Raw genomic sequence first — 24,535 nt, forward strand, 5'->3', positions numbered from 1 at the left:
ACCTGTTCGAGCTGGTGCCCGAACTGACCCGTGCCCTCAGCTGAAACCCCCACCCCCGCCACTCCCCCTGCGCGCGCAACCCCGGGGGCGCGCGCCGTAACCGATCTCCAGGAGCCGTACCGTCATGAGCAGCTACACCGCACCGATCCGCGACATGAGCTTCGTCATCAACGAACTGGCCGGCCTCGATGCCGTCACCGCCCTGCCCGGTTGCGAGGAGGTCGGTGCCGAGCTGGTCGAGGCGGTGCTGGAGGAGGCCGGCAAGCTCGCCGCGAGCGTGCTCGACCCGCTGAACCACGCCGGCGACCGCAACGGCGCGCGCTGGACCGAGGCCGGCGTGATCGCCGCGCCGGGCTTCAAGGACGCCTACTGGCAGTTCGTCGAGGGCGGCTGGAACGGCCTCGCCTGTCCGGTCGACTACGAGGGGCAGGGCCTGCCCGAACTGCTCGGCACCGCCACCCACGAGATGTGGAACGCCGCCAACATGTCCTTCGCGCTGTGCCCGATGCTGACGCTCGGCGCGATCGAGGCGATCAACCACTACGCGGTCGACGCGCTGAAGGACGCCTACCTGCCGAACATGGTGTCGGGCCGCTGGACCGGCACGATGAACCTGACCGAGCCGCAGGCCGGCTCGGACCTCGCCGCCGTGCGCAGCAAGGCGGTGCCCGACGGCGACGCCTACCGCATCACCGGGCAGAAGATCTTCATCACCTGGGGCGACCACGACATGACCGAGAACGTCGTGCACCTGGTGCTCGCGCGGCTGCCCGACGCGCCCCCCGGCGTCAAGGGCATCTCGCTGTTCCTGGTGCCGAAGTTCGTGCTCGACGCCGACGGCGCGCCGGCGACGCGCAACGGCGTCCACTGCGTCTCGATCGAGCACAAGCTCGGCATCCACGGCAGCCCGACCTGCGTGCTCGCCTTCGAGGACGCCGTCGGCTACCTGGTCGGCACCGCCAACAAGGGCCTCGCGCACATGTTCACGATGATGAACGAGGCGCGCCTGAAGGTCGGCCTGCAGGGCGTGGCGATCGCCGAGCGCGCCTACCAGCAGGCGCGCTGGTACGCCAACGACCGCGTGCAGGGTCGCACCGTGCGCGACAGGGGCGAGGCCAGGTCGCCGATCATCGGCCACCCCGACGTGCGCCGCATGCTGCTGACAATGAAGGCGCAGACCGAGGCGATGCGCGCGCTGGCCTACACCACCGCCGCGCAGGTCGACATCGCCCGCCGCCACCCCGACGAGGCCGAGCGCCGGCGCGCGCAGGCGCGCGTCGACCTGATGATCCCGATCGTCAAGGGCTGGAGCACCGAGACCGGTCAGGACGTGACCTCGATCGGCATCCAGGTGCACGGCGGCATGGGCTACGTCGAGGAGACCGGCGCGGCGCAGTACTTCCGCGATGCGCGCATCACCACGATCTACGAGGGCACCACCGCGATCCAGGCCAACGACCTGGTCGGGCGCAAGCTCGCGCACGACCGCGGCAGCGCGATGCAGGCGCTGCTCGCCGACATGCGCGCCACGCTGGCCGAACTCGCCGATGCCCCCGGCGACGACCTCGCCGCGATCCGCGCCGGCCTCGCCCCGGCGGTCGACGCCCTCGCCGAGGTTACCGACTGGGTGGTCGCGAACCACGAGACCGATCCCGCCGAGGTGCTGGGTGCCGCCTACAACGTGCTGATGCTCGCCGGCTGCGTCTGCGGCGGCTGGCAGATGGCGCGCGCCGCGCTCGCCGCCACGCGCAAGCTCGTCGCCGGCGACGATCCGGCGTTCCACGAGGCCAAGCTGCTCACCGCGCGCTTCTACGCCGAGCAGATCCTGCCGCGCGCCGGCGCGCTGCTCACCGGCGCCAAGGCCGGCGCGCGCACGCTGATGGCGCTGGCGCCCGAGCAGTTCTGAGCTGCGGGCCGCCGATGCGGCCCGATGCGGGGGAGCAGGGGGGCGGCCGTGCGGCCGCCCCCTTCGCTCGTCGGCACCCGCAGGCGGCATCGCTCCGACATGCGCGGATCGTCACGGCGGTCGCGGGGCGCCATCGCCGGGTGGCTGCGCCGGCGCCCGGCCCGGCGCCCATCGGCTATACCTGACGGGCGCGGACGTCGAGGATGTCATGTGCTCCGCCGCCCGCTGCGGTGGGCGGGGCGCAGGCAGGGCAGGCGCGGGGCCGGGCGTGCCCGGCCGGCCATACCTGTCATCGAGCGGATTCGGCCAGCGACGGCTGCGCCCCATCAACCCGAACGCGATGGAGGAGGCCCGTCATGCTCAGCCCGGCGCTCTATGTGAAGGCGTATGCCGACCTGTGGTCGTGGATGGTCGTCGACGGCGACTGGGTCTACACCAGCACGCCGATCGTCAACTACCTGCAGAACGGTCTCGGCGGCCGTTCCGCCAGTGCGAAGCTCGCCTACAAGACCTTCATGTCGAAGCTCGCCACGGTGACGAAGATCCCGGGCGTCGCCGTCGCCAAGACCTTCAACTATCAGGACTACGACTACATCAACGCGTCGATCGCGCGCACCTTCATCGGCAAGGCCTGCCCGTGGGAGATCCAGGAGACGATCCAGCTCGGCTCGCTGATCGGCGCGGTCGGCGCCGATGACACCTACACCTACTGCAACGACAGCATCGGCACCGACTGCGGCGGCTTCGTCGCCAACTACTGGGGCATCGGCGTGCCGCACATGGACAACCCGAATCCGTTCGGCGCGACCGGCATTTCGCCGCGCAGCTTCTGGGCCGACAGCAAGACCTGGCCGGACGTGCTGCGCCGGCGGCGCACCGCGGCGAGCGCGATCGAACCCGGCGACGCGGCGATCTTCTTCAAGGACATCAAGGACAACAACCCTGACATCGCCAAGCAGCGCAACGCCGACGGCAAGCTGATCGCCGGCACCGGCTCGGAGGCCTTTCACATCGGTGTCGTCAACCGGGTGTCGGCGGCGGGCAACACCCTCTCGATGCTCGAGGTCGCCGAGTCGAGCGGTGGGCGTTCGATCTACGGCGGCGACGGCGTCAACGTGCGCGCGGTGGGCGTCAGCGGCAGCGGCAAGTCCGGGCCGTACGCCTACGCCGAAACCGGCAGCAACGAACGCATCTACTTCGTCGCGCCGCCGGCCGGCTGCGGACCGGAGATGCCGTACAGCTACGGCGAGGAGTGAACCGCCGCAGCGGGCAACGCCCTGCGCGGGGTGCCGCCTCGAATCGCCCGCCACCCGTTCGAAGGGAGCCGCTCCGGCGGCTGCGCGGCCGTTCCGCGAACGCCTGTCATGCGCTGCGGGCACGCTCGATGCCCGTCCAGGATGCGCGGGCCGGCGGCATGGTCTACGTTTATGCGCATTGCCTGCCGCTATCGGGGATGTCGATGGCGGTGGATTTCGCCTAACCACGGTCCGTCCGCATCTCCCCCTATCGAGCGCCATCGAGGCTGCGGCCATCGGCGCGACGGGCGCGACCGTAGCCGGAGGACAGATGAGCGACGACTTCGTGCTGGAAACCCGCCAGCTCGTGAAGGAGTTTCGGGGCTTCGTCGCGGTCGACCACGTCGACCTGAAGGTGCGCCGGGGCCACATCCATGCGCTGATCGGCCCCAACGGTGCCGGCAAGACCACGGTCTTCAACCTGCTGACCAAGTTCCTGACGCCGACGCGCGGCCAGATCCACTTCAACGGCGCCGACATCACCTATGCCAAGCCGGCCGAGATCGCGCGCAGGGGCATCGTGCGCTCGTTCCAGATCTCGGCGGTGTTCCCGCACCTGACCGCGCTCGAGAACGTGCGCGTGGCGCTGCAGCGCTCGCTCGGCACCTCGTTCCACTTCTGGCGCTCCGGGCGCTCGCTCGAGGTGCTGAACGCGCGCGCCGAGGCGCTGCTCGCCGACGTCGGCCTGAGCGACTACCGCGACACGGTGACCGTGGAGATGCCCTACGGACGCAAGCGCGCGCTGGAGATCGCCACCACGCTCGCGCTCGAACCCGAGCTGATGCTGCTCGACGAGCCCACCCAGGGCATGGGCCACGAGGATGTCGACAAGGTCGCCGAGCTGATCAAGCGGGTGTCGGCCGGGCGCACCATCCTGATGGTCGAGCACAACCTGAGCGTGGTGTCGAAGCTCGCCGACCGCATCACCGTGCTGGCGCGCGGCGCGGTGCTGGCCGAGGGCGACTACGCGACGGTGTCGCAGGACCCGAAGGTGCGCGAGGCCTACATGGGCAAGTCCGACGACGCGGCCGGAGGCCACTGAACATGACCAGTGCCTTCCAGCCCGACTTCGAGCAGTTGCACGTCGAGGACCTGCACGCCTTCTACGGCGAGTCGCACATCCTGCACGGCATCGATCTGCGCGTTAACCGCGGCGAACTGGTCACGCTGCTCGGGCGCAACGGCGCCGGCAAGACCACCACGCTGCGCGCGATCCTCGGCCTGACCGGCCGGCGCACCGGCCGCATCAGCCTGAACGGCCGCGACATCATCGGCTGGCCGACGCACCGCATCGCGCACCTCGGCGTGGGCTACTGCCCGGAGGAGCGCGGCATCTTCGCCAGCCTGTCGGTGGAGGAGAACCTGCTGCTGCCGCCGGCGGTGCGCTCGGGGGGCATGGGCGTGGAGGAGATCTACGCGATGTTCCCGAACCTCGCCGAACGCCGCCGCAGCCAGGGCACGCGGCTCTCCGGCGGCGAGCAGCAGATGCTGGCGATGGCGCGCATCCTGCGCACCGGTGCCAACCTGCTGCTGCTCGACGAGATCACCGAGGGGCTGGCGCCGGTGATCGTGCAGAAGCTCGGCGAGGTGCTGACGGCGCTCAAGGCCAAGGGCTACACCGTGATCCTGGTCGAGCAGAACTTCCGCTTCGCCGCGCCGCTCGCCGATCGCCACTACGTGATCGAGCACGGGCGGGTGGTCGACGAGATCGCGCGCGCCGCGCTGCCCGGCAAGATGGATGCGCTGCACACGCGGCTCGGGGTCTAGCCCCGGCACCGCGCACGGCCGCGTGAGGGGCGCGGCCACCCCGCTTCGCTACCCGAACACAACACCCGAGGAGGACCTCGTCATGCATTTCGCCCGTACGCTCGCCGCCACTGCCGTGACCGTCGCGCTCACCGCCGGCGCGGCCGCCCACGCCGCCATCTCCGACGACGCCGTGAAGATCGGTATCCTCACCGACCTGTCGGGCACCTATTCGGACCTCGCCGGGCCGGGCGTGGTCGTCGCCGCGGAGATGGCGATCGCCGACGTCGGCGGCAAGGTCGCCGGCAAGCCGGTCGTGCTGCTCAAGGCCGATCACCAGAACAAGGCCGACATCGCCGCCAACAAGGCGCGCGAATGGGGTGACGTGGAGAAGGTCGACGCCTACGTCGACCTGGTGACCACCAGCACCGCGCTGGCGGTGATGGAGATCGCCAAGCAGAACCAGAAGGTGGTGCTGATCTCGGGCGCTGGTTCGTCGCGCATCACCAACGAGGACTGCAACCCGACCACGGTGCACTGGACCTACGACACCTACGCGCTGGCCAAGGGCACCGGTTCGGCGGTGGTGAAGGAGGGCGGCAAGACCTGGTTCTTCCTGACCGCCGACTACGCCTTCGGCCAGAACCTGCAGAAGGACGTGGCGGCGGTGGTCGAGGCCAACGGCGGCAAGGTGCTCGGCGCGGTCAAGCACCCGTTCCCGGCGAGCGACTTCAGCTCCTTCATCCTGCAGGCGCAGGCCTCGGGGGCGCAGGTGATCGGGCTCGCCAACGCCGGTTCCGATACCACCAACGCGATCAAGGCGGCGAACGAGTTCGGCGTGGTGCAGGGTGGGCAGAAGCTCGCCGGCCTGCTGGTGTTCATCTCCGACGTGCACAGCCTGGGGCTGCCGGTGGCGCAGGGGCTGACGCTGACCACCGGCTTCTACTGGGACTACGACGACAAGACCCGCGAGTGGTCGAAGCGCTTCTTCGACAAGACCGGCAAGATGCCGACGATGGTGCAGGCGGGGGTGTATTCCTCGCTGATGCATTACTTCAAGGCGATCGAGGCGACCGGCTCCGACGACGGCCCGACGGTGGTGAAGAAGATGAAGGAGACCCCGGTCGAGGACTTCTTCGCGCGCAACGGCAAGATTCGCGAGGACGGGCGCATGGTCCACGACATGTACCTCGCCGAGGTGAAGAAACCGGCCGAGAGCAAGGCGCCGTGGGACTACTACAAGATCCTGCGGGTGATCCCCGGTGACGAGGCCTACCTGCCGCTCGCCGAGAGCAAGTGCCCGCTGGTGAAGAAGTCCTGAGTCGGGGGCGGGGCGGCGAGGCGCTCGCCGCCCCGGAGCGCATCAGCCGTCTGCCCGGGGAGCCGTGATGGACCTGTTCAACATTCCGCTGCCGGCGATACTCAGCCAACTGGTCGTCGGGCTGATCAACGGCTCGTTCTACGCGCTGCTGAGCCTGGGGCTGGCGATCATCTTCGGCCTGCTCAACATCATCAACTTCGCGCACGGCGCGCAGTACATGCTGGGCGCCTTCGCGGCCTGGTTCGGGCTGCAGTACCTCGGCATCAACTATTGGGTGGCGCTGCTCGTCGCGCCGCTCGCGGTCGGTGCCTTCGGCATGCTGCTCGAACGCACGATGCTGAGCCGCCTGTACCGCGAGGATCACCTCTACGGCCTGCTGCTGACCTTCGGCCTGGCGCTGATCATCGAGGGCCTGTTCGTGCAGGGCTTCGGCGTCTCCGGCAACCCCTACGCCACGCCCGAGGCGCTGCGCGGACCGGTCAACCTCGGCTTCATGATGCTGCCGAAGTACCGCCTGTGGGTGATCGTGGTCTCGGTGGTGGTGTGCATCGCCTGCTGGCTGGTGATCGAGCGCACCAAGCTCGGCGCCTACCTGCGCGCCGGCACCGAGAACCCGCGCCTGCTGCAGGCCTTCGGCGTCAACGTGCCGCTGATGATCACGCTCACCTACGGCTTCGGCGTCGCCCTCGCGGCGCTCGCCGGGGTGCTGGCGGCACCGATCTTCCAGGTCAGCCCGAAGATGGGCTCCGACCTGATCATCGTGGTGTTCGCGGTGGTGGTGATCGGCGGCATGGGGTCGATCCTCGGCTCGATCGTCACCGGCCTCGGCCTCGGCGTGATCGAGGGCGCAACCAAGGTGGTGTGGCCCGAGGCCTCGAACACGGTGATCTTCGTGATCATGGCCATCGTGCTGCTGGTGCGCCCCGCCGGCCTGTTCGGCAAAGAGAAATGAACCCGCGGCGGCAGCCCGTCCGCCCGTAACGAGACCGCCATGTACCAGAAGGCGCTTTACACCGCTCTGCTGCTGCTCGGGCTGGTCGCGCCCTACGCGATCTACCCGGTGTTCCTGATGAAGGTGCTGTGCTTCGCGCTGTTCGCCTGCGCCTTCAACCTGCTGCTCGGCTTTGCCGGGCTGCTGTCGTTCGGCCACGCGGCCTTCTTCGGGCTCGCCGGCTACGTCTGCGGCCACGTGCTGAAGGTCTGGGGGCTGCCGACCGAGCTCGGCCTGATCGTCGGCACGCTGGCCGCGGGCGCGCTCGGGCTCGCCGTGGGGGCGCTGGCGATCCGTCGCCAGGGCATCTACTTCGCGATGATCACGCTGGCGCTGTCGCAGATGGTGTACTTCTTCTTCCTGCAGGCGCCCTTCACCGGCGGCGAGAACGGCCTGCAGGGCGTGCCGCGCGGGCATTTTCTCGGCGTCGTCGACCTGCGCAGCGATCTCGCGCTCTATTACGTCGTGCTGGCGGTCTTCGTCGCCGGTTTCTGGCTGGTGCAGCGCACCGTGGACTCGCCGTTCGGGCAGGTGCTGAAGGCCATCCGCGAGAACGAACCGCGCGCGATCTCGCTCGGCTACGAGGTCGATCGCTACAAGCTGGTGGCCTTCGTGCTGTCGGCGAGCCTCGCGGGCCTTGCCGGGGCGCTGAAGTCGGTGGTGCTGCAACTCGCCTCGCTTGGCGACGCGCACTGGCACATGTCGGGCGAGGTGGTGCTGATGACCCTGCTCGGTGGCATGGGCACGATCCTCGGCCCGGTCGTCGGCGCGGCCACCGTGGTGACGCTGCAGAACTACCTGGCTTCCAGCCCGATCGGCAGCTACGTGCCGGCACCGGTGGTGCTCGGCGTGATCTTCGTGCTCTGCGTGCTGGCCTTCCGCCGCGGCATCGTCGGCGAACTCGCCGCGCTGGTGCGCAAGAACCTCAACCTCGGCTGATCACCCGCCGCCGTACGTGCCTGCTGCGGCTGTCGGCGGCATCGCGCCCGCGGCGTCCGCGCGGCAAAAAAGAAGGCCGCCTTGCGGCGGCCTCGAATCTTGGTGGAGCTAATCGGGATCGAACCGATGACCTCTTGCATGCCATGCAAGCGCTCTCCCAGCTGAGCTATAGCCCCGATGTACGGGTGGCGTCCCCAAGGGGATTCGAACCCCTGTTACTGCCGTGAAAGGGCGGTGTCCTAGGCCTCTAGACGATGGGGACGCGGAAATCAAGTGTCCTGCGACGGGCGGGTGGTGGAGCTAATCGGGATCGAACCGATGACCTCTTGCATGCCATGCAAGCGCTCTCCCAGCTGAGCTATAGCCCCGTCTCGCCGGAGACGCGCATTATAGGGAGGAAGGGGCAGGTGTCAATCGGCCTGCCCCGCGGCGTGAACGCTCAGGTACGGCCTGCGACCTTCGACCAGGCGTCGCGCAGGCCGACCGTGCGGTTGAACACCAGCCGCGCCGGCTCGCGCGCGTCGCGGCAGAAATAGCCCTCGCGCTCGAACTGGAAGCGTGCGCCGACGTCGGCCGCGGCAAGCACGGGCTCGACCACGCCCTGCGCGATCGCGAGCGACGCCGGGTTGATGAAGGCGAGGAAGTCGCCTTCTTCACGGTCGGGGAAGGGCACGTTGAACAGGCGATCGTAGAGCCGGATCTCGGCGGGTACGCCGAAGCGTGCCGACACCCAGTGGATCACCCCCTTGACCTTGCGATCCGACGGGTTCGCGCCGAGCGTCGATGCGTCGATGCTGGCGCGCAGCTCGATGACCTCGCCGTCGGCATCGTGGACGACCTCGTCGCAGCGGATCACGTAGGCGCCGCGCAGCCGCACCTCGCCGCCCGGCACCAGCCGCTTGAAGCCCTTCGGCGGGTGTTCGGCGAAATCCTCACGGTCGATCCAGAGTTCGCGCGTGAACGGCACCTGGCGCTCGCCGAGGGCCTCGTCCTTCGGGTGGTTGGGCAGCGCGAGGTATTCGACGTGATCCTCCGCGACGTTGCCGAGCACGACCTTCAGCGGACGCAGCACCGCCATCGCGCGCGGGGCGGTGGCGTCGAGGTCCTCGCGGATGCAGGCGTCGAGCAGTTCCATCTCGACGAGGTTGTCGGACTTGGTGACGCCGATGCGTTCGCAGAAGGCCCGGATGGCCGCCGGCGTACAGCCGCGGCGGCGCAGCCCGGCGATGGTCGGCATCCGCGGATCGTCCCAGGCGTCGACGATGCCTTCGTTCACCAGGCGTGTCAGCCGGCGCTTGCTGGTCACCGCGTACTGCAGCGTCAGCCGCGAGAACTCGTACTGCCGCGGCCGGCTCGCCAGCGTGACGTGCTCGACCAGCCAGTCGTACAGCGGGCGGTGATCCTCGAACTCCAGCGTGCAGATCGAGTGCGTGATGCCCTCGAAGGCGTCCGACAGCGCGTGCGCGAAGTCGTACATCGGGTAGATGCACCAGGCGTTGCCGGTCTGGTGGTGCTCGGCGCGGCGGATGCGGTACAGCGTCGGATCGCGCAGGTTGATGTTCGCCGCCGCCATGTCGATCTTCGCGCGCAGCACCCGGGCGCCGTCGTCGAACTCGCCGGCGCGCATGCGCCGGAACAGGTCGAGGTTCTCGGCCACGCTGCGCTCGCGCCAGGGGCTCGCGCGGCCCGCCTCGGTGAGGGTGCCGCGGTATTCGCGGATGGCCTCGGCGGAGAGGTCGTCGACGTAGGCCAGACCCTTGGCGATGAGTTCCTCGGCGCAGGCGTACAGGGCCTCGAAGTAGTCGGAGGCGAAGTACAGGTGATCGCCCCAGTCGAAGCCGAGCCAGCGCACGTCGGCTTCGATCGCGGCGACGAACTCGGGGTCTTCCTTGGCCGGGTTGGTGTCGTCGAAGCGCAGGTTGCACTGGCCGCCGTAGTCGCGGGCGATGCCGAAGTTCAGGCAGATCGACTTGGCGTGGCCGATGTGCAGGTAGCCGTTGGGTTCGGGCGGGAAGCGCGTGCGCACGCCGCCCGCCGCGATGCGGCCACTGGCGATGTCGGCGTCGATGATCTGACGGATGAAGTTGGTCTTGCTCGGCTCGTGGCTCATCGCGGGGTCCGAAAAGGCTCGTCGTAACGGTCGGGTGGGGCGTCGGGCCGCCGCCGCCGGGCGGCCGCGGCACTCGCGGGTCAGTCGTTGCCGCGGTCGAGGTAGGCGAGGGCGCGGTCGATGCGTTGCAGCACCGGTTGCCGGCCCACCAGCCAGAGCGTCACGTCGATGCCGGGGGAGGCGGCACGGCCGCACACGGCCACGCGCAGCGGCTGCGCCACCTTGCCCAGCTTCAGGTCCAGCGCCGCGGCGCTGGCCTCGACCGCGGCATGGATCGCGGCGGCGCTCCACTCGGGCAGGGCGGCGAGCGCGTCGCGCACGTGGCGCAGCGGCGCGCTCGCCGCGGCCTTGAGGTGGTCCTTCGCCGACTTGGCTTCGTAGTGGTCGAATTCGCGGTACACGTACGCGGCGACCTCGGCGAGCTCCACCAGGGTCTGGGCACGCGCCACGTGCGCCTTGACCACCTCCACCAGATGCTCGGTGTCCTCGGGTTCGATGCCGATCGCCGCCAGGTGCGGTCGCAGCAGCGTGGCCAGGCGCAGCGGGTCGGCCTGCATCAGGTACTGCTGGTTGAGCCAGCGCAGCTTGCCGGTGTTGAAGGCCGAGGCGGCCTTGTTGACGTCACTGGCGTCGAACAGCCGGATCATCTCCTCGCGGCTGAACAGCTCCTGGTCGCCATGCGACCAGCCGAGGCGCACCAGGTAGTTCACCACCGCCTCGGGCAGGTAGCCCTCGTCGCGGTACTGGGTGACGCTGACCGCGCCGTGGCGCTTGGAGAGCTTCAGCCCGTCGTCGCCGAGGATCATCGGCACGTGCGCGTAGCGCGGGATCGCCGCACCCAGGGCGGCGAGGATGTTGATCTGGCGCGGGGTGTTGTTGATGTGGTCGTCGCCGCGCACCACGTGGGTGATGCCCATGTCCATGTCGTCGACGACGACGCAGAAGTTGTACGTGGGCGTGCCGTCGGGGCGGGCGATCACCAGGTCGTCGAGTTCGCGGTTGTCGAACTCGATGCGCCCGTGGATGAGGTCGTCGACCACCGTCACCCCCTCGGCGGGGTTGCGGAAACGCACCACCGGGGCCACGCCCGGCGGCGGCGGTGGCAGGGCCTTGCCCGGCGCGGGGCGCCAGCGCCCGTCGTAGCGCGGCTTTTCCTTGCGCGCGAGCGCGGCCTCGCGCATCTGCTCGACTTCCTCCTTCGAGCAGTAGCAGTGGTAGGCGGTACCCGCGGCGAGCATCTGCGCGATGACCTCGCGGTAACGGTCGAAGCGCCGGGTCTGGTAGTAGGGGCCTTCGTCGTGGTCGAGTCCGAGCCAGTCCAGGCTGTCGAGGATCGCCTGGACCGCTTCCGGCGTCGACCGTTCGAGGTCGGTGTCCTCGATGCGCAGCACGGTGCGGCCGCCGTGGTGGCGGGCGTGCAGCCAACTGAACAGCGCCGTGCGCGCGCCGCCGATGTGCAGGAAGCCGGTCGGGCTGGGAGCGAAACGAGTCTTTACCATGGTGGACCAGACGGAAGGTGACCTTGCGAAGCGCCGCATTCTAGCGCGGAAACCCCGCATCAAGCCGCCCGTTCAGGGGCTTGTCGCAGTGCAGCAGCCGTGCTTGCCTGCATCTTGGGTGACGGTTAAGGTGCGCGCAGACTGCGGCAAGGCCGCACTGTGCACTCACTCGGGGCGGCAGCGATGAAGATCACGATTTTCGGATCGGGTTACGTGGGGCTGGTGACCGGTGCCTGCCTCGCCGAGGTCGGCAACCACGTGCTCTGCGTGGACGTCGACGCCGGCAAGGTCGAGCGCCTGCAGCGCGGCGAGATCCCGATCTACGAGCCCGGGCTCGACGAACTGGTCAAGCGCAATGCCGCCAACGGGACGCTGGCGTTCACCACCGATGTCGGCGCCGGGGTGGCGCACGGCCTGTTCCAGTTCATCGCCGTCGGCACGCCGCCGGACGAGGACGGCTCGGCCGACCTGCAGCACGTGCGTGCGGTTGCGCGCTCGATCGGCGCGTACATGGAGGAGTTCCGCGTCATCGTCAACAAGTCGACCGTACCGGTCGGCACCGCGGACGTGGTGCGCGAGACGGTCACCGCGGAACTGGCCGCGCGTGAGGTCGACCTTGAATTCGACGTGGTCTCGAACCCCGAATTCCTGAAGGAGGGGGCGGCGGTCGAGGACTTCATGCGCCCCGACCGCATCGTCATCGGCACCGACAACCCGCGCACCACCGAACTGCTGCGCATCCTCTACGCGCCCTTCAACCGCAGCCACAGCCGGTTGGTGGAGATGGACGTGCGCTCGGCCGAGCTGACCAAGTACGCGGCCAACGCGATGCTCGCGACCAAGATCAGCTTCATGAACGAGATGGCCAACCTCGCCGAGCGGCTCGGGGCGGACATCGAGAAGGTGCGCATCGGCATCGGTTCCGACCCGCGCATCGGCTATCACTTCATCTATCCCGGCTGTGGCTACGGCGGGTCGTGTTTTCCGAAGGACGTCAAGGCGCTGGAGCGCATCGCGCGCGATGTCGACTACCCCGCCGAACTGCTGCAGGCGGTCGAGGCGGTCAACGACCGGCAGAAGCGCGTGCTGTTCGCGCGTATCCGCGATCATTTCCGCGGCGAGCTCGCCGGGCGGGTGATCGCGCTCTGGGGCCTCGCGTTCAAGCCGCGCACCGACGACATGCGCGAGGCGCCGAGCCGGACGCTGATGGAGGCGCTGTGGGCCGCGGGGGCGAGCGTGCGGGCCTTCGACCCCGAAGCGATGCACGAATGCCGCCGCCTCTACGGCGAGCGGCCGGACCTCGTACTCTGCGAGCGCCCCGAAACCGCGCTCGACGGTGCCGATGCGCTGGCCGTGGTCACCGAATGGAACGTGTTCCGCAGCCCCGACTTCGATGCCGTCAAGGCGCGCATGCGCCAGCCGGTGGTCTTCGACGGCCGCAACCTCTACGACCCGGTGCAGATGCGCAAGTCCGGCTTCGTGCATTACGGCATCGGCCGTCGCGCGCCGGCGTGAGCGTGTCCGCGCCGCCGGTGGTCGGCCAGCGGCGGCGGCCGGCTGCCGCTCGACCTGTCGCCCCGGCGTGCCGGGGCTTCGCCCGTCGTCAACCTCGCAAGGAACTCTCGCGCCCATGATCGTCCCGGTGATCCTGTCCGGTGGCAGCGGCACGCGGCTGTGGCCGCTGTCGCGCGATGCCTATCCGAAGCAGTTCCTGCCGCTCGCCGACGCCCGGACGATGCTGCAGGCCACCGCGTCGCGCGTGCGCGGCCTCGCGGCCGTGACGCCGCCGCTGGTGGTGTGCAACGAGGAGCATCGCTTCATGGTGGCCGAGCAGTTGCGCGAGATCGGCGTGCAGCCGACGGCGGTCATCCTCGAACCGGTGGGGCGCAACACCGCGCCGGCGGTGGCGGTGGCGGCCTTGCACGTGCTCGCCGGCGGCGACGATCCGCTGCTGCTGGTGCTGCCGGCCGACCACGTGATCGCCGACGTCGCGGGGTTCCGTGCCGCGGTGGAGCGCGCCGCCGCCGCCGCCGCGGCCGGTTTCCTGATCACTTTCGGCATCGTGCCGACCGCGGCCGAGACCGGCTACGGCTACATCAAGGCCGGGGCGGCGGCGGGGGAGGGGGTCAGCCGCGTCGAGCGCTTCGTCGAGAAGCCCGATGTCGCCACCGCGTCGGCCTACGTGGCCTCGGGCTCCTACCTCTGGAACAGCGGCATGTTCCTGTTCCGCGCTTCGCGCTATCTCGAGGAACTGCAGCGCTTCAACCCGGCGATCGTCGAGGCCTGCCGCGCGGCACTCGCCAGCGCGCGCGCCGACGTGGACTTCCTGCGGCTGGAGCGTGCCGCGTTCACCGCCTGCCCGTCGGACTCGATCGACTACGCGGTGATGGAGCGCACCCAGACCGCGGCGGTCACGCCGCTGGCCGTCGGCTGGAACGACGTCGGGGCGTGGTCGGCGCTGTGGGACGTGGGCAGCCGCGACGAAGCGGGCAACGTGTTCTGTGGCGACGTGTACGCGCTCGACACCCGCAACACCTACGTGCGTGCCGATCGCCTGGTGGCGACCGTGGGGCTCGACGACGCCGTGATCGTGGAGACGCCCGATGCGGTGCTGGTGGCGCGCCGCGACCGCGTGCAGGACGTGAAGAAAATCGTCGAACGGCTGAAGGCGGAGGGCCGCGGCGAATGGCACCACCACCGCAAGGTGTACCGGCCCTGGGGCGCCTACGACTCGATCGACAACGCCGACCGCTTCCAGGTCAAGCGCATCAGCGTCAAACCGGGGGGGGCGCTCAGCCTGCAGATGCATCATCACCGCGCCGAGCACTGGATCGTGGTCAAGGGCACGGCGCGCATCACCCGCGGCGACGAAACCTTCCTGCTCACCGAGAACCAGTCGACCTACATCCCGCTCGGCATCACCCACCGCCTCGAGAACCCGGGGAAAATCCCCCTGGAACTGATCGAGGTGCAGTCGGGGGCCTATCTCGGAGAAGACGACATCGTGCGCTTCGACGATGTGTACGGTCGCCAAGATGGCCAGTAGAGGGAATCCGATGCCTGCGCTGCGCCTCGACTGCTTCAAGGCCTACGACATCCGCGGGCGCCTGCCCGACCAGATCAACGCGGACATCGCCTGGCGCATCGGGCGTGCCTATGCGGCCGAACTGGCGCCGCGCCAGGTCGTCGTCGGCCACGATGTGCGCCTGCAGAGCCCGGCGCTGGCTGAGGCGCTCACCCGCGGGCTGACCGAAGGCGGCGCGGACGTCATCGACATCGGCCTGTGCGGGACCGAGGAGGTGTACTTCCACACCTTCCACCGCGGCGCCGATGGTGGCGTGATGATCACCGCCAGCCACAACCCGCTGGACTACAACGGCATGAAGCTGGTGCGCGAGGGCTCGCGCCCGATCAGCGGCGACTCGGGGCTCGACGCGATCCGTGCCCGCGCCGAGCGCGGTGCGTTCGCGCCGGCGCCGCGTGCCGGCGTGGTCCGCGTCGACACCGACAAGCGCGCCTACATCCAGCACCTGCTCGGCTACGTGAGCGTGCCGGCGCTGTCGCCGCTGAAGATCGTCGTCAACGCCGGCAACGGCGGTGCCGGCCTGGTGATCGACGAACTGGAGCGCTTCCTGCCGTTCGAGTTCATCAAGGTCCATCACGAGCCGGATGGCCGCTTTCCGCACGGTATACCCAACCCGCTGCTGCCGGAGAACCGCGCGGCCACCGCCGAGGCCGTGCTGGCGCACGGCGCGGATCTCGGCATCGCCTGGGACGGGGATTTCGATCGCTGCTTCTTCTTCGACGAAACCGGGCGCTTCATCGAGGGTTATTACCTGGTCGGCCTCCTGGCCGAGCAGATGCTGGCGAAACACCCCCGGGCCAAGATCATCCACGACCCCCGCCTGACCTGGAACACCGTCGAGACGGTGCGTGCGGCCGGTGGCACGGCGGTGCAGAGCAAGACCGGGCATGCCTTCATCAAGGAACGGATGCGCGCCGAGGATGCGGCGTACGGCGGCGAGATGAGCGCGCACCATTACTTCCGCGATTTCGCCTACTGCGACTCCGGCATGATCCCGTGGCTCCTGGTGGTGGAGCGCCTGTGTCGCAGCCGCCAGCCGTTGTCGGCACTGGTGGAGGCGCGCATGGCGGCCTTTCCGTGCAGTGGCGAGATCAATTTCGAGGTGACCGACAGCGCAGCGGTGATCGAGCGCATCCTCGCGCACTACGAGACCGAAGGCCCGCAGGTCGACCGCACGGACGGTGTCAGCGTGAGTTTCCCCACCTGGCGCTTCAACCTGCGGGCCTCCAATACGGAGCCGCTGCTGCGCCTGAACGTCGAGACCCGCGGCGATGCCCCACTGCTGGCGAGCAGGACTGCCGAGTTGCGTCGCTTGATCACGGCGTGAGCGCGTCGGACGAGGCGCCCTCAGGGGCGGGGTGCACGTCGTAATAGAGTTTTATTTTCATGGGGTTGAATGCCGACCGTCAGGATTTTTGACACGGCGTCGCCATCGTTCGACCGGCTTTCGCGAAAGCCCCGAAACCAGCGCCGGGCCCGGCGCGCGGGCACCGGTGCGGCGGGCGATTCGTGACAGTTGGTTGTGTGTGATCCATCCCGGCCGCTGACGACGCCGGAAGCAGGTTTTAAAACATGATCTTTAACAACATCTTGGTGGTCTGTGTCGGCAACATATGTCGCAGCCCGATGGCGGAGGCATTGCTCGCCGATGCGCTGGCCGACAACGCCGGCGTGACGGTGTCGTCGGCGGGGATTGCCGCCCTGATCGGAGAACCTGCAGACCCGATGGCACAGTCCGTGCTGTCAGAGCTGGGGTTGGACTTGTCGTCGCACCGCGCGCAGCAGCTCACACCTGAACTGACGCGGGCCGCCGACCTGATCCTGGTGATGGAGAGCGGGCACCGCCGGGCGGTGGAGTCGATCGACCGCAGCGTGCGCGGCAAGACGTATCGCTGGGGGGAGTGGGGGGGCTTCGACGTGCCGGATCCGTACCGGCGGCCTCGGGAAGCGTTCGAGCAGAGTCTGGCACTGATCCGCCAGGGGCTCGAAGACTGGTTGCCAAAACTCAAGGGTTGAGTCTGATGATACGAATCACATCGACGGTAGCGGTAGCCGCGCTGATGCTGAATGGCTGCGGCTTCGCGCCTGGCATGATCATGATGAACACCGATGGCGAGTCCAGCGTCGAGGTGCCGGTCGTCGAGAACGGCGTCCCGGTGACGGCCAAGGCCAAGATCACCGAGATCAATGCCCAGGTCGTCGTCGAGCAGGTGGAGCGCCAGCGCCTCGCCTATGCCAATGCGGAACGCCCGCCGCGCGAGAAGTACGACCGCTATCGCCTCGGCCCGCGAGACATCCTCTCGATCACCGTCTGGGATCATCCCGAACTGACCATCCCGGCTGGTGAGTTCCGCTCGGCCGAAGCTGCCGGCACCCTGATCAACGAAGACGGGACGATCTTCTACCCCTACGTCGGCGTACTGAAGGCCGCCGGGCTCACGACCGATCAGCTGCGCGATCAGATCAGCCGGAAGATTTCGACGTACATCGAAAACCCGCAGATCGACGTGCGCGTGGCTGCATACCGCAGCAAGAAGATCTACGTCGTGGGTGAGGTGAAAGAGCCCGGCATCCAGTTCATCAACGACATCCCGATGACCGTCGCGGAGGCGATCAACCGGGCCGGTGGCGTCACCGAGCTCGCCGACCAGCGCACGATCACGTTGTCACGCAACGACAAGGTTTACCGCATCGACCTGCAGGGGCTGTACGAGAACGGTGACCTGCAGCAGAACGTGCTGCTCAGGGACGGTGACGTGCTCAACGCCTGGGACCTCAGCCTCAACAAGATCTTCGTGATGGGAGAGGTCGACAAGCCGCAGTCGCTGCTGATGAGCAAGGGCCGCAAGACGCTCGCCGAGGCCATCAGCGATGCTGGCGGCATCAGCCAGAGCTTCGGCGATCCCGGGCAGTTGTACGTGATCCGCAGCGGCAGCCCGAAGCCCGAGATCTTCCACCTGAACGCCCGCTCGCCCGATTCGATGCTGCTGGCCGACCGTTTCCCGCTGCAGCCGCGTGATGTCGTCTACGTCGATACCGCGGGTGTCACGCGCTGGAACCGTGTGATCTCGCAGATCCTGCCGACGGCACAGGTGCTCAGCGAGTCGACGGTGACGCACTTCCCGCTGTTCCAGGGAGGGACGACCAACACCTTCCAGCACGTCGTGCGCTGAGCGGGCGATGCGCACCGACCCTTCCGATCGCGCGGAGCGCGGCCAGCCATCGGCTGGCGGCGCCGTGCGACCGAACGAACCAGACACTGGCGTGAAGATGAAACAGAACCCCGAATTGCAGCAGTACACCCTGAGCCCGCTCGAGGCCGCCGACGATGACGTCGATCTCGGTGAGTACCTGGCGATTCTGGGCGAATCGAAATGGTTCATCATCGCCGTGGCGCTGGCCATCACCCTGCTCGGCGTGGCGTACGCCTTCCTCGGGCGGCCCACCTACGCGGTCGACGTGCTGATCCAGGTCGAGCAGGACAAGACCTCGGTCGACTCGGCGCTCGGCGACATGGCCTCGCTGCTCGGCAGCCAGTCGCCGACCGAAGCCGAGATGCAGATCCTGCAGTCGCGCATGGTGCTCGGCCAGACCATCCGCAACCTGCGCCTCGACATCCAGACGGAGCCGGGATACTTCCCGGTGCTCGGGCGTAACTGGGCGCGCTACATGCCACCGGACGAAGGGCTGAACGCGCCGCTGTTCGGGCTGGACACCTTTCCCTGGGGCGGCGAGGTGCTGCAGATCGACAGCCTCGAGGTGCCGGTGTCTTATTACAACCAGAAGCTCAGGTTGATCGCCGGCGCCAACGGCCACTACACGCTGCTCGACCCCGACAAGAACCCGGTGCTCGAGGGCGAGGTCGGCAAGCCGGCGGCGAAGACGATCGGCCACGAAACGCTGCGCATCTTCGTCTCCGACCTGCAGGCGCGCCCCGGCGTCGCCTTCAAGGTATACAAGTACGACGAACTGACGGCGCTGACGAACCTGACGAACAATCTCAAGGTCGCAGAGCAGGGCAAGTCGTCGGGCGTGATCGGCGTCGACTACAGCGATTACGATCCCGAACTCGCCACGCGCGCCATCAACGAGATCGCCGACCTCTACCTGCGCCAGAACGTCGAGCGCAAGTCGGCCGAGGCGCAGTCGACGCTCGATTTCCTCGGCAAGCAGTTGCCGCTGCTCAAGCAGAACATGGACACGGCGATGGCGGTGCTCAACGAGTACCGCATCCGCGCCGGCTCGGTCGACATGCCCAAGGAAACGCAGGTCGTGCTCGAGCAGTCGGTGGATCTGCAGTCGCAACTGGTTGCGTTGCGGCAGAAGCGCGAGGAGCTGGTGCAGCGCTTCACGCCTTCGCATCCGCAGGTGGTGGCGATCGACGCGCAGATCGCGCGCATCACCGGGCTGATGAAGACCCTGGACAAGAAGGTGCAGGCCCTGCCCGATGAGCAGAAGCAGATCCTGCAGCTCGAGCGCGATGCCAAGGTCGCGACCGACCTCTACATCACGCTGCTCAACAACGCCCAGCAGCTCGAGATCGCCAAGGCCGGCACCGTCGGCAACGTGCGCATCGTCGACCATGCGGTGGCGCCGATCCAGCAGGACAAGCCCAAGCAGCCGCTGGTGATCGCGATCGCCGCCGTGCTCGGTCTGTTCATGGGGGTGGTGACGGCATTCGTGCGCCACGCCTTGCGCGGCGGCGTCGAGGACCCCGACGTCATCGAGAAGCACCTCGGCCTGCCGGTGTACGCCACCATTCCGCACAGCAAGCTGCAGGAACGCATGGGGCGGCGTCTGCATTCCAACAAGGGGCAGAATCTGGTGCTCGCCACGCAGGATCGCGAGGATCTCGCCATCGAGAGCCTGCGCAGCCTGCGCACCACCCTGCACTTCGTGCTGCTGGAGGCGAAGAACAACGTGCTGATGATCACCGGGCCCAGCCCGGGGCTCGGCAAGTCCTTCATCAGCATGAACCTCGCGGCCGTGCTGGTGGCGGCGGGCAAGCGGGTGCTGATCGTCGACGCCGACTTGCGGCGTGGTCACCTGCATGAGTTCGTCGGGCTGCAGCGTGGTGTGGGCGTGTCGGACTTCGTCAGTGGCCAGTGTGACCTCGATGCCGCGATCCGTCCCTCGGGCGTTGCGGGACTCGACCTGATGAGCACCGGCGCGGTTCCGCCGAACCCGTCGGAGCTACTGCTGCACGAGCGTTTCGCCCAGGCTGTCCAGGAGGTCGGCAAGCGCTACGATCATGTGCTGATCGACTCCCCACCGGTGCTCGCCGTCACCGATGCCGCCGTGGTCGGGCGACTCGCCGGCGCTTCGCTGCTGGTGATCAAGGCCGGCGCGAATCCGTTGCGCGAGGTGGAAGTCAGCGTCAAGCGCCTGCGCCAGGCGGGGATCAATCTGCGCGGCGTGATCTTCAACGACGTGAAGAAGATCGGCAGTCGTTACGGTGCGGGCAAGTACGTGTACCAGTACGCCTACACGAAGAGGAAATAGCGCGGGCGCGGCGGTCCGGGGCTGGTCCGGCCCACGCGATGCGATCCCGTGGCGGCAAGCGTCCGTAGAGCCCGGTGCGGTGCGTGGCTCCCGGCAATGGCACCGGCGGTCGTGCACCTCGCTGAACGGAAAACCACTTGGGCCACCCCCCTCCTTGGTGTCGTTGGCAGCTTGCGCTGCATGCGGTTGAAGCAGGTGGACCTGCGACGAGGAGAGGCGGGGGGGGGGCCGTGGTGCCGGTGCCCGGCCGCAGCAGCGGCTTCCCGGCGCTGTCATCAACCGCATGCTCGCCACCGTGTGGCCGCCTTGCAGGCCACGGTGCCCGTCAGGCGACCCGGGGGGCCGGAATCGTGGGGCTCCTCGGAGCGCTTTCCGCCATGTCCGAGTGTCCGCGATCTCTGCAACGTCGTTGCTCGTGTGGCGTGGTTGCGCGAACACCTGGCACGACCGCGTGGTCAAGACTGCCTGACCACTTCCCGTTCACGGAGTCCATCACCATGCCCCGAATCACCGGCCGCCGCATTTATCGCGTGTTGTTCCAGAGCCAGGGCAAACTCTACGAGGTCTACGCGCGCAAGGTCGTGCAGAGTGACCTGCCTGGCTTCATCGTCATCGAGGACCTCGTTTTCGGCGAGCGCGGCGGCCTGCTGGTAGATCCGGCCGAAGAGCGCCTGCGCAGCGAGTTCAGCGACGTGCGGCGCAGCCTGGTGCCGTTCCATGCGGTGATCCGCATCGACGAGGTGGACAAGGAAGGCGTAGGCAAGCTGACGACGTCCGAGGGCGGGAGCAACGTCGCTTCCTTTCCCGGCTTGCCGCCGCTGCCGCGCGACTGAGCCGCGTGTCACGAGGCGTGTCGGCAGTGGCCGGCGAGGTGGATTCGCCGGGGGCTAAAGGTTATCTTCCGGCCCCGTTTCGATTTTGTGGACTGTTCCGATGGCGACCTTTGACGATGTCCGTACCCTGATCGGCGACGTACTGCAGCTCGGCGAACGCACCGCGCAGATCGTGCCGGACACCGTGCTGCTCGGCGGCATTCCCGAATTCGACTCGATGGCCGTGGTGAGCCTGATCGCGGCGATCGAGGATACGTTCGGCGTCACGGTGGACGACGACGAGATCAGCGCCGACATCTTCGAAACGGCCGGGACCCTGCACGCTTTCGTCACCCGCATCGCCGACTGAGCCGGCTCGGTATGGAGCCGCTGTTCATCGACGCCGGGCGCAAGCGCCTGTTCGCCCTCTTCCTGCCGCCATCCGCCGACAGGCCGCCGCGCGGTGGCGTGCTCTACGTGCCGCCGTTCGCCGAAGAGATGAACAAGTCGCGTGCCATGGCAGTGAGCGCTGCGCGAGCCTTTGCCGCGGCCGGGTGGGGCGTGCTGTTGCCCGATCTCTTTGGCACGGGCGACAGCGAGGGCGATTTCGGTGACGCCCGCTGGGAAGGGTGGCGCGGGGATCTCACCGCCGCGGCGGCGTGGCTGGCGCAACGCTGCCCGGGGACGCCGGTCGTGTGGGGGCTGCGCCTCGGCGCGCTGCTCGCGCTCGACGCCGCGCAGCGGGGTGCACTGGATGCCCGTGCGTTCCTGTTGTGGCAGCCGACGAGCAGCGGCGAACAGGCTCTGACCCAGTTCCTGCGTCTGCGGCTCGCCGCCACGCTGCGCGACGGCGAGCCGGAAACGCCGGCGAGCCTGCGCGCCCGCCTCGCGGCGGGCGAGTCGATCGAGGTGGCCGGCTACGCCCTGAACCCGGAGCTGGCGACTGCCATCGATGCCTGTCGGGCGCCGGCGGCGCCCGCCATGCCCACCGCCTGGATCGAAGTCGTCGCGGAATCGGGCCGAACGCTGTCGCCGGCCACCCGCCGGACACTCGATGCATGGGCCGCCGCAGGATGCTCTGCGCAGGCATCCGCAGTGGTCGGCGAGGCCTTCTGGGGGACCCAGGAAATCGCCGCGGCACCGGCGCTGATCGCTCCCAGCCTGGCCTTTCTGCAGGAACTCCCCGCATGAGCGCTGACGAGCGCGCCTTCACCTTCGACTGCCGCGGCATGCGCCTGCCGGCGATCCTCCATCCGGGGGCCGCCGGCGCCACGCGTGGCGTTCTGGTCGTGGTGGGCGGGCCGCAGTACCGCGTCGGCAGCCATCGGCAGTTCGTGTTGCTGGCGCGAACGCTCGCCGCGGCAGGGATTCCCGTGCTGCGCTTCGATTACCGCGGCATGGGCGACGCGGAGGGCGAGGCACGCGACTTCACCGGCATCGACGCCGACATCGAGGCCGCGATTTCCGCCTTCATAGAGCAGGTGGGCGGCCTGCGCGAGGTGGTGATCTGGGGCCTGTGCGACGCGGCATCGGCCGCCCTGTTCTACGCCTGGCGCGATCCGCGCGTCGCCGGTCTGGTGCTGCTGAATCCCTGGGTGCGCACCGAGGCCGGCGAGGCGAAGGCCTACCTGACGCATTACTACCGCCAGCGCCTGTTCAGCCCGGAACTGTGGCGCAAGGTGTGGCGGTGCGAGTTCGACTGGCGGGGCTCCCTGGTGGCGTTCGCCGGGATGGTGCGACGAGCCCTCACACGTCCGGCCGCGCCAGCGGCCTCCGCCCTCGCCGGCGATGCCGATGCCGGCCTGCCGCTGCCCGAGCGCATGGCCGCCGGGTGGCGCCGTTTCGGCGGACCGGTGCTGCTGATCCTGAGCGGTGACGACCTGACGGCAGCGGAATTTCGTGACGTTACGGCAACCCACGTGGCCTGGCATGGTCTCCTCGAACAGCCCAGGGTCGGCCGGCGCGAGTTTGCCGAGGCGAACCACACGTTCTCCCGCCGTCTCTGGCGCGACCAAGTTGCCCACTGGACCCTGGAGTGGCTGCGTTCATGGTGAACCGAGTCCTGCTCGTTGCCTTTCATTACCCGCCGGTGCGCGAGAGCAGCGGCCTGCAGCGCACGCTGAAGTTCTCCCAGTACCTGCCGGAGTTCGGCTGGGAGCCCGCGGTGCTCAGCGCGCACCCGCGTGCCTACGTGACGACCGGTGACGAACAGTTGCACGAGATTCCGGCCGGCATGCCGCTGAAGCGCGCCTTCGCGTTCGATACCGCGCGCCATTTCGCGTTGGCGGGGCGTTATCCCGGCTTTCTCGCGCTACCCGACCGCTGGGCGCCCTGGTGGCTGGGAGCCGTGGTGTCGGGGCTCGCGCTGATCCGGCAGTTGCGTCCGCGCGCGATCTGGTCGACCTACCCGATCGCCACGGCGCACCTGATCGGCGCGACGCTGGCTCGCCTCAGCGGGCTGCCCTGGATTGCCGACATGCGCGATTCGATGACCGAACCCGGTTACCCCGAGGAGGCCGCCAAGCGGCGCTGGTATCTGCGCATCGAGCGCTGGGCGGCCGAACGCGCCGCGAAAGTGGTGTTCACCGCTCCCGGTGCGCTGCGCATGTATGCCGAGCGCTATCCGCATATTCCCGCGGAACGCTGGGCGGTGATCGGCAACGGCTACGACGAGGAGAACTTCACCCGCGCGGCCGCGATGGCGAGTGCCCCCCCTGCTGCCCCCGGGCATCAACTGCGCCTGGTGCACAGCGGCATCCTGTACCCGTCGGAGCGTGACCCGCGCCCCTTCTTTGCGGCGCTCGCAGAACTGCGCCGCCGCGGCGTGATCGATGCCGCCAACCTGCGCATCGTGTTGCGTGCCACCGGACACGATGCGCTGCATCGCGAGCATGTCGCCGCCGCCGGCATTGCCGACCTCGTCGAGTTTGCGCCGTCGATCCCCTACGAAGCGGCGCTTGCCGAAATGCTCGCCGCCGACGGCCTCCTGCTGTTCCAGGCCGCCAACTGCAACCATCAGATCCCGGCCAAGCTCTACGAGTACCTGCGGGCAGGACGGCCGGTGTTCGCCCTCACCGACCGTGCGGGCGACACCGCCACCACGCTGCTGCAGGCGGGCATCGACACGCTGGTGCCGCTCGACGATGCGACGGCGATCGCACAGGGGCTGGAGCGTTTCGTCGCGCGTGTGCGTGACGGCAGTGCCCCTGCCGTCACGCCGGCGGCGGCGGCGGCCTATAGCCGCTACGCGCGCACCCGCGAACTCGCCGTCCTGCTCGACGAGGTAACGTCGGGACGTCCGCTGCGCTGACCGCAGCGGGCGGCATTGC

Annotated in this window: 20 protein-coding genes and 3 tRNA genes; 18 read left to right on the plus strand and 5 right to left on the minus strand. The window is 68.6% G+C overall.

Going from position 1 to position 24,535, the window contains the following annotated elements; genetic code table 11:
* Positions 1 to 124 precede the first annotated feature (124 nt).
* From EV699_RS09710 to EV699_RS09740, 7 genes are all read left to right on the plus strand, one after another.
* Positions 125 to 1,906, plus strand: coding sequence for an acyl-CoA dehydrogenase (locus tag EV699_RS09710; protein WP_132542108.1), 1,782 nt, complete (start codon positions 125 to 127; stop codon positions 1,904 to 1,906).
* A gap of 356 nt (positions 1,907 to 2,262) precedes the next feature.
* Positions 2,263 to 3,162: a hypothetical protein gene (locus tag EV699_RS09715; protein ID WP_132542110.1), complete on the plus strand. Its 900-nt coding sequence runs from the start codon at positions 2,263 to 2,265 to the stop codon at positions 3,160 to 3,162.
* Between the two features lie 310 nt (positions 3,163 to 3,472).
* A complete protein-coding gene (locus tag EV699_RS09720; protein WP_132542112.1) occupies positions 3,473 to 4,243 on the plus strand; it encodes an ABC transporter ATP-binding protein in 771 nt (256 codons plus the stop codon).
* A gap of 2 nt (positions 4,244 to 4,245) precedes the next feature.
* On the plus strand, positions 4,246 to 4,968 hold the full coding sequence (locus EV699_RS09725; RefSeq protein ID WP_132542114.1) for an ABC transporter ATP-binding protein: 723 nt from the start codon (positions 4,246 to 4,248) through the stop codon (positions 4,966 to 4,968).
* Between the two features lie 82 nt (positions 4,969 to 5,050).
* On the plus strand, positions 5,051 to 6,268 hold the full coding sequence (locus EV699_RS09730; RefSeq protein ID WP_132542116.1) for an ABC transporter substrate-binding protein: 1,218 nt from the start codon (positions 5,051 to 5,053) through the stop codon (positions 6,266 to 6,268).
* 64 nt (positions 6,269 to 6,332) lie between these two features.
* Entirely contained in the window at positions 6,333 to 7,220 is an 888-nt protein-coding gene (locus EV699_RS09735; RefSeq protein WP_132542118.1) for a branched-chain amino acid ABC transporter permease, read from the plus strand.
* A 39-nt stretch (positions 7,221 to 7,259) separates the two neighbouring features.
* Positions 7,260 to 8,198, plus strand: a complete 939-nt coding sequence (locus tag EV699_RS09740) for a branched-chain amino acid ABC transporter permease (protein WP_132542120.1) — start codon at positions 7,260 to 7,262, stop codon at positions 8,196 to 8,198.
* Between the two features lie 100 nt (positions 8,199 to 8,298).
* On the opposite strand, the gene EV699_RS09745 is transcribed toward EV699_RS09740, so the two are convergent.
* The 5 genes from EV699_RS09745 to gltX all read right to left on the minus strand — a co-directional run bounded on the left by EV699_RS09745 (position 8,299) and on the right by gltX (position 11,807).
* Positions 8,299 to 8,374: transfer RNA gene (locus EV699_RS09745), tRNA-Ala, on the minus strand.
* Between the two features lie 10 nt (positions 8,375 to 8,384).
* Positions 8,385 to 8,460: transfer RNA gene (locus tag EV699_RS09750), tRNA-Glu, on the minus strand.
* 30 nt (positions 8,461 to 8,490) lie between these two features.
* Positions 8,491 to 8,566 (minus strand) — tRNA-Ala (locus EV699_RS09755).
* A 71-nt stretch (positions 8,567 to 8,637) separates the two neighbouring features.
* Positions 8,638 to 10,308, minus strand: a complete 1,671-nt coding sequence (locus tag EV699_RS09760) for a glutamine--tRNA ligase/YqeY domain fusion protein (protein ID WP_132542122.1) — start codon at positions 10,306 to 10,308, stop codon at positions 8,638 to 8,640.
* A gap of 80 nt (positions 10,309 to 10,388) precedes the next feature.
* Entirely contained in the window at positions 10,389 to 11,807 is a 1,419-nt protein-coding gene (gene gltX, locus EV699_RS09765; RefSeq protein ID WP_132542124.1) for a glutamate--tRNA ligase, read from the minus strand.
* A gap of 183 nt (positions 11,808 to 11,990) precedes the next feature.
* Here gltX and EV699_RS09770 point away from each other — a divergent pair, with 183 nt between their 5' ends.
* The 11 genes from EV699_RS09770 to EV699_RS09820 all read left to right on the plus strand — a co-directional run bounded on the left by EV699_RS09770 (position 11,991) and on the right by EV699_RS09820 (position 24,516).
* Positions 11,991 to 13,322, plus strand: a complete 1,332-nt coding sequence (locus tag EV699_RS09770) for a UDP-glucose dehydrogenase family protein (RefSeq protein WP_132542126.1) — start codon at positions 11,991 to 11,993, stop codon at positions 13,320 to 13,322.
* 115 nt (positions 13,323 to 13,437) lie between these two features.
* The gene (locus tag EV699_RS09775; protein ID WP_132542128.1) at positions 13,438 to 14,853 is read left to right on the plus strand and encodes a mannose-1-phosphate guanylyltransferase/mannose-6-phosphate isomerase; all 1,416 of its coding nucleotides are present in this window, start codon (positions 13,438 to 13,440) and stop codon (positions 14,851 to 14,853) included.
* Positions 14,854 to 14,872: 19 nt separating this feature from the next.
* On the plus strand, positions 14,873 to 16,219 hold the full coding sequence (locus EV699_RS09780; protein ID WP_132542439.1) for a phosphohexomutase domain-containing protein: 1,347 nt from the start codon (positions 14,873 to 14,875) through the stop codon (positions 16,217 to 16,219).
* Between the two features lie 248 nt (positions 16,220 to 16,467).
* Entirely contained in the window at positions 16,468 to 16,908 is a 441-nt protein-coding gene (locus EV699_RS09785; protein WP_132542441.1) for a low molecular weight protein-tyrosine-phosphatase, read from the plus strand.
* A gap of 5 nt (positions 16,909 to 16,913) precedes the next feature.
* Complete coding sequence (locus tag EV699_RS09790) at positions 16,914 to 18,065, plus strand: polysaccharide export protein (RefSeq protein ID WP_132542130.1); 1,152 nt, start codon at positions 16,914 to 16,916, stop codon at positions 18,063 to 18,065.
* Positions 18,066 to 18,162: 97 nt separating this feature from the next.
* On the plus strand, positions 18,163 to 20,394 hold the full coding sequence (locus tag EV699_RS09795) for a polysaccharide biosynthesis tyrosine autokinase (RefSeq protein WP_132542443.1): 2,232 nt from the start codon (positions 18,163 to 18,165) through the stop codon (positions 20,392 to 20,394).
* Between the two features lie 497 nt (positions 20,395 to 20,891).
* Positions 20,892 to 21,227: a DUF1820 family protein gene (locus EV699_RS09800; RefSeq protein ID WP_132542132.1), complete on the plus strand. Its 336-nt coding sequence runs from the start codon at positions 20,892 to 20,894 to the stop codon at positions 21,225 to 21,227.
* 100 nt (positions 21,228 to 21,327) lie between these two features.
* Complete coding sequence (locus tag EV699_RS09805) at positions 21,328 to 21,576, plus strand: acyl carrier protein (RefSeq protein ID WP_132542134.1); 249 nt, start codon at positions 21,328 to 21,330, stop codon at positions 21,574 to 21,576.
* An 11-nt stretch (positions 21,577 to 21,587) separates the two neighbouring features.
* Positions 21,588 to 22,397 (plus strand): hydrolase 2, exosortase A system-associated, encoded by an 810-nt coding sequence (locus tag EV699_RS09810; RefSeq protein WP_132542137.1) that lies wholly within the window; start codon positions 21,588 to 21,590, stop codon positions 22,395 to 22,397.
* Positions 22,394 to 23,260 (plus strand): hydrolase 1, exosortase A system-associated, encoded by an 867-nt coding sequence (locus tag EV699_RS09815; RefSeq protein WP_132542139.1) that lies wholly within the window; start codon positions 22,394 to 22,396, stop codon positions 23,258 to 23,260. Before EV699_RS09810 ends, EV699_RS09815 begins: the two co-directional genes overlap by 4 nt.
* Positions 23,254 to 24,516 (plus strand): glycosyltransferase, encoded by a 1,263-nt coding sequence (locus tag EV699_RS09820; protein WP_132542141.1) that lies wholly within the window; start codon positions 23,254 to 23,256, stop codon positions 24,514 to 24,516. The genes EV699_RS09815 and EV699_RS09820 overlap by 7 nt, the downstream gene beginning before the upstream one ends.
* Positions 24,517 to 24,535 lie beyond the last annotated feature (19 nt).

Origin of the sequence: Plasticicumulans lactativorans (assembly GCF_004341245.1) — a bacterium.
Classification (GTDB): domain Bacteria; phylum Pseudomonadota; class Gammaproteobacteria; order Competibacterales; family Competibacteraceae; genus Plasticicumulans_A; species Plasticicumulans_A lactativorans.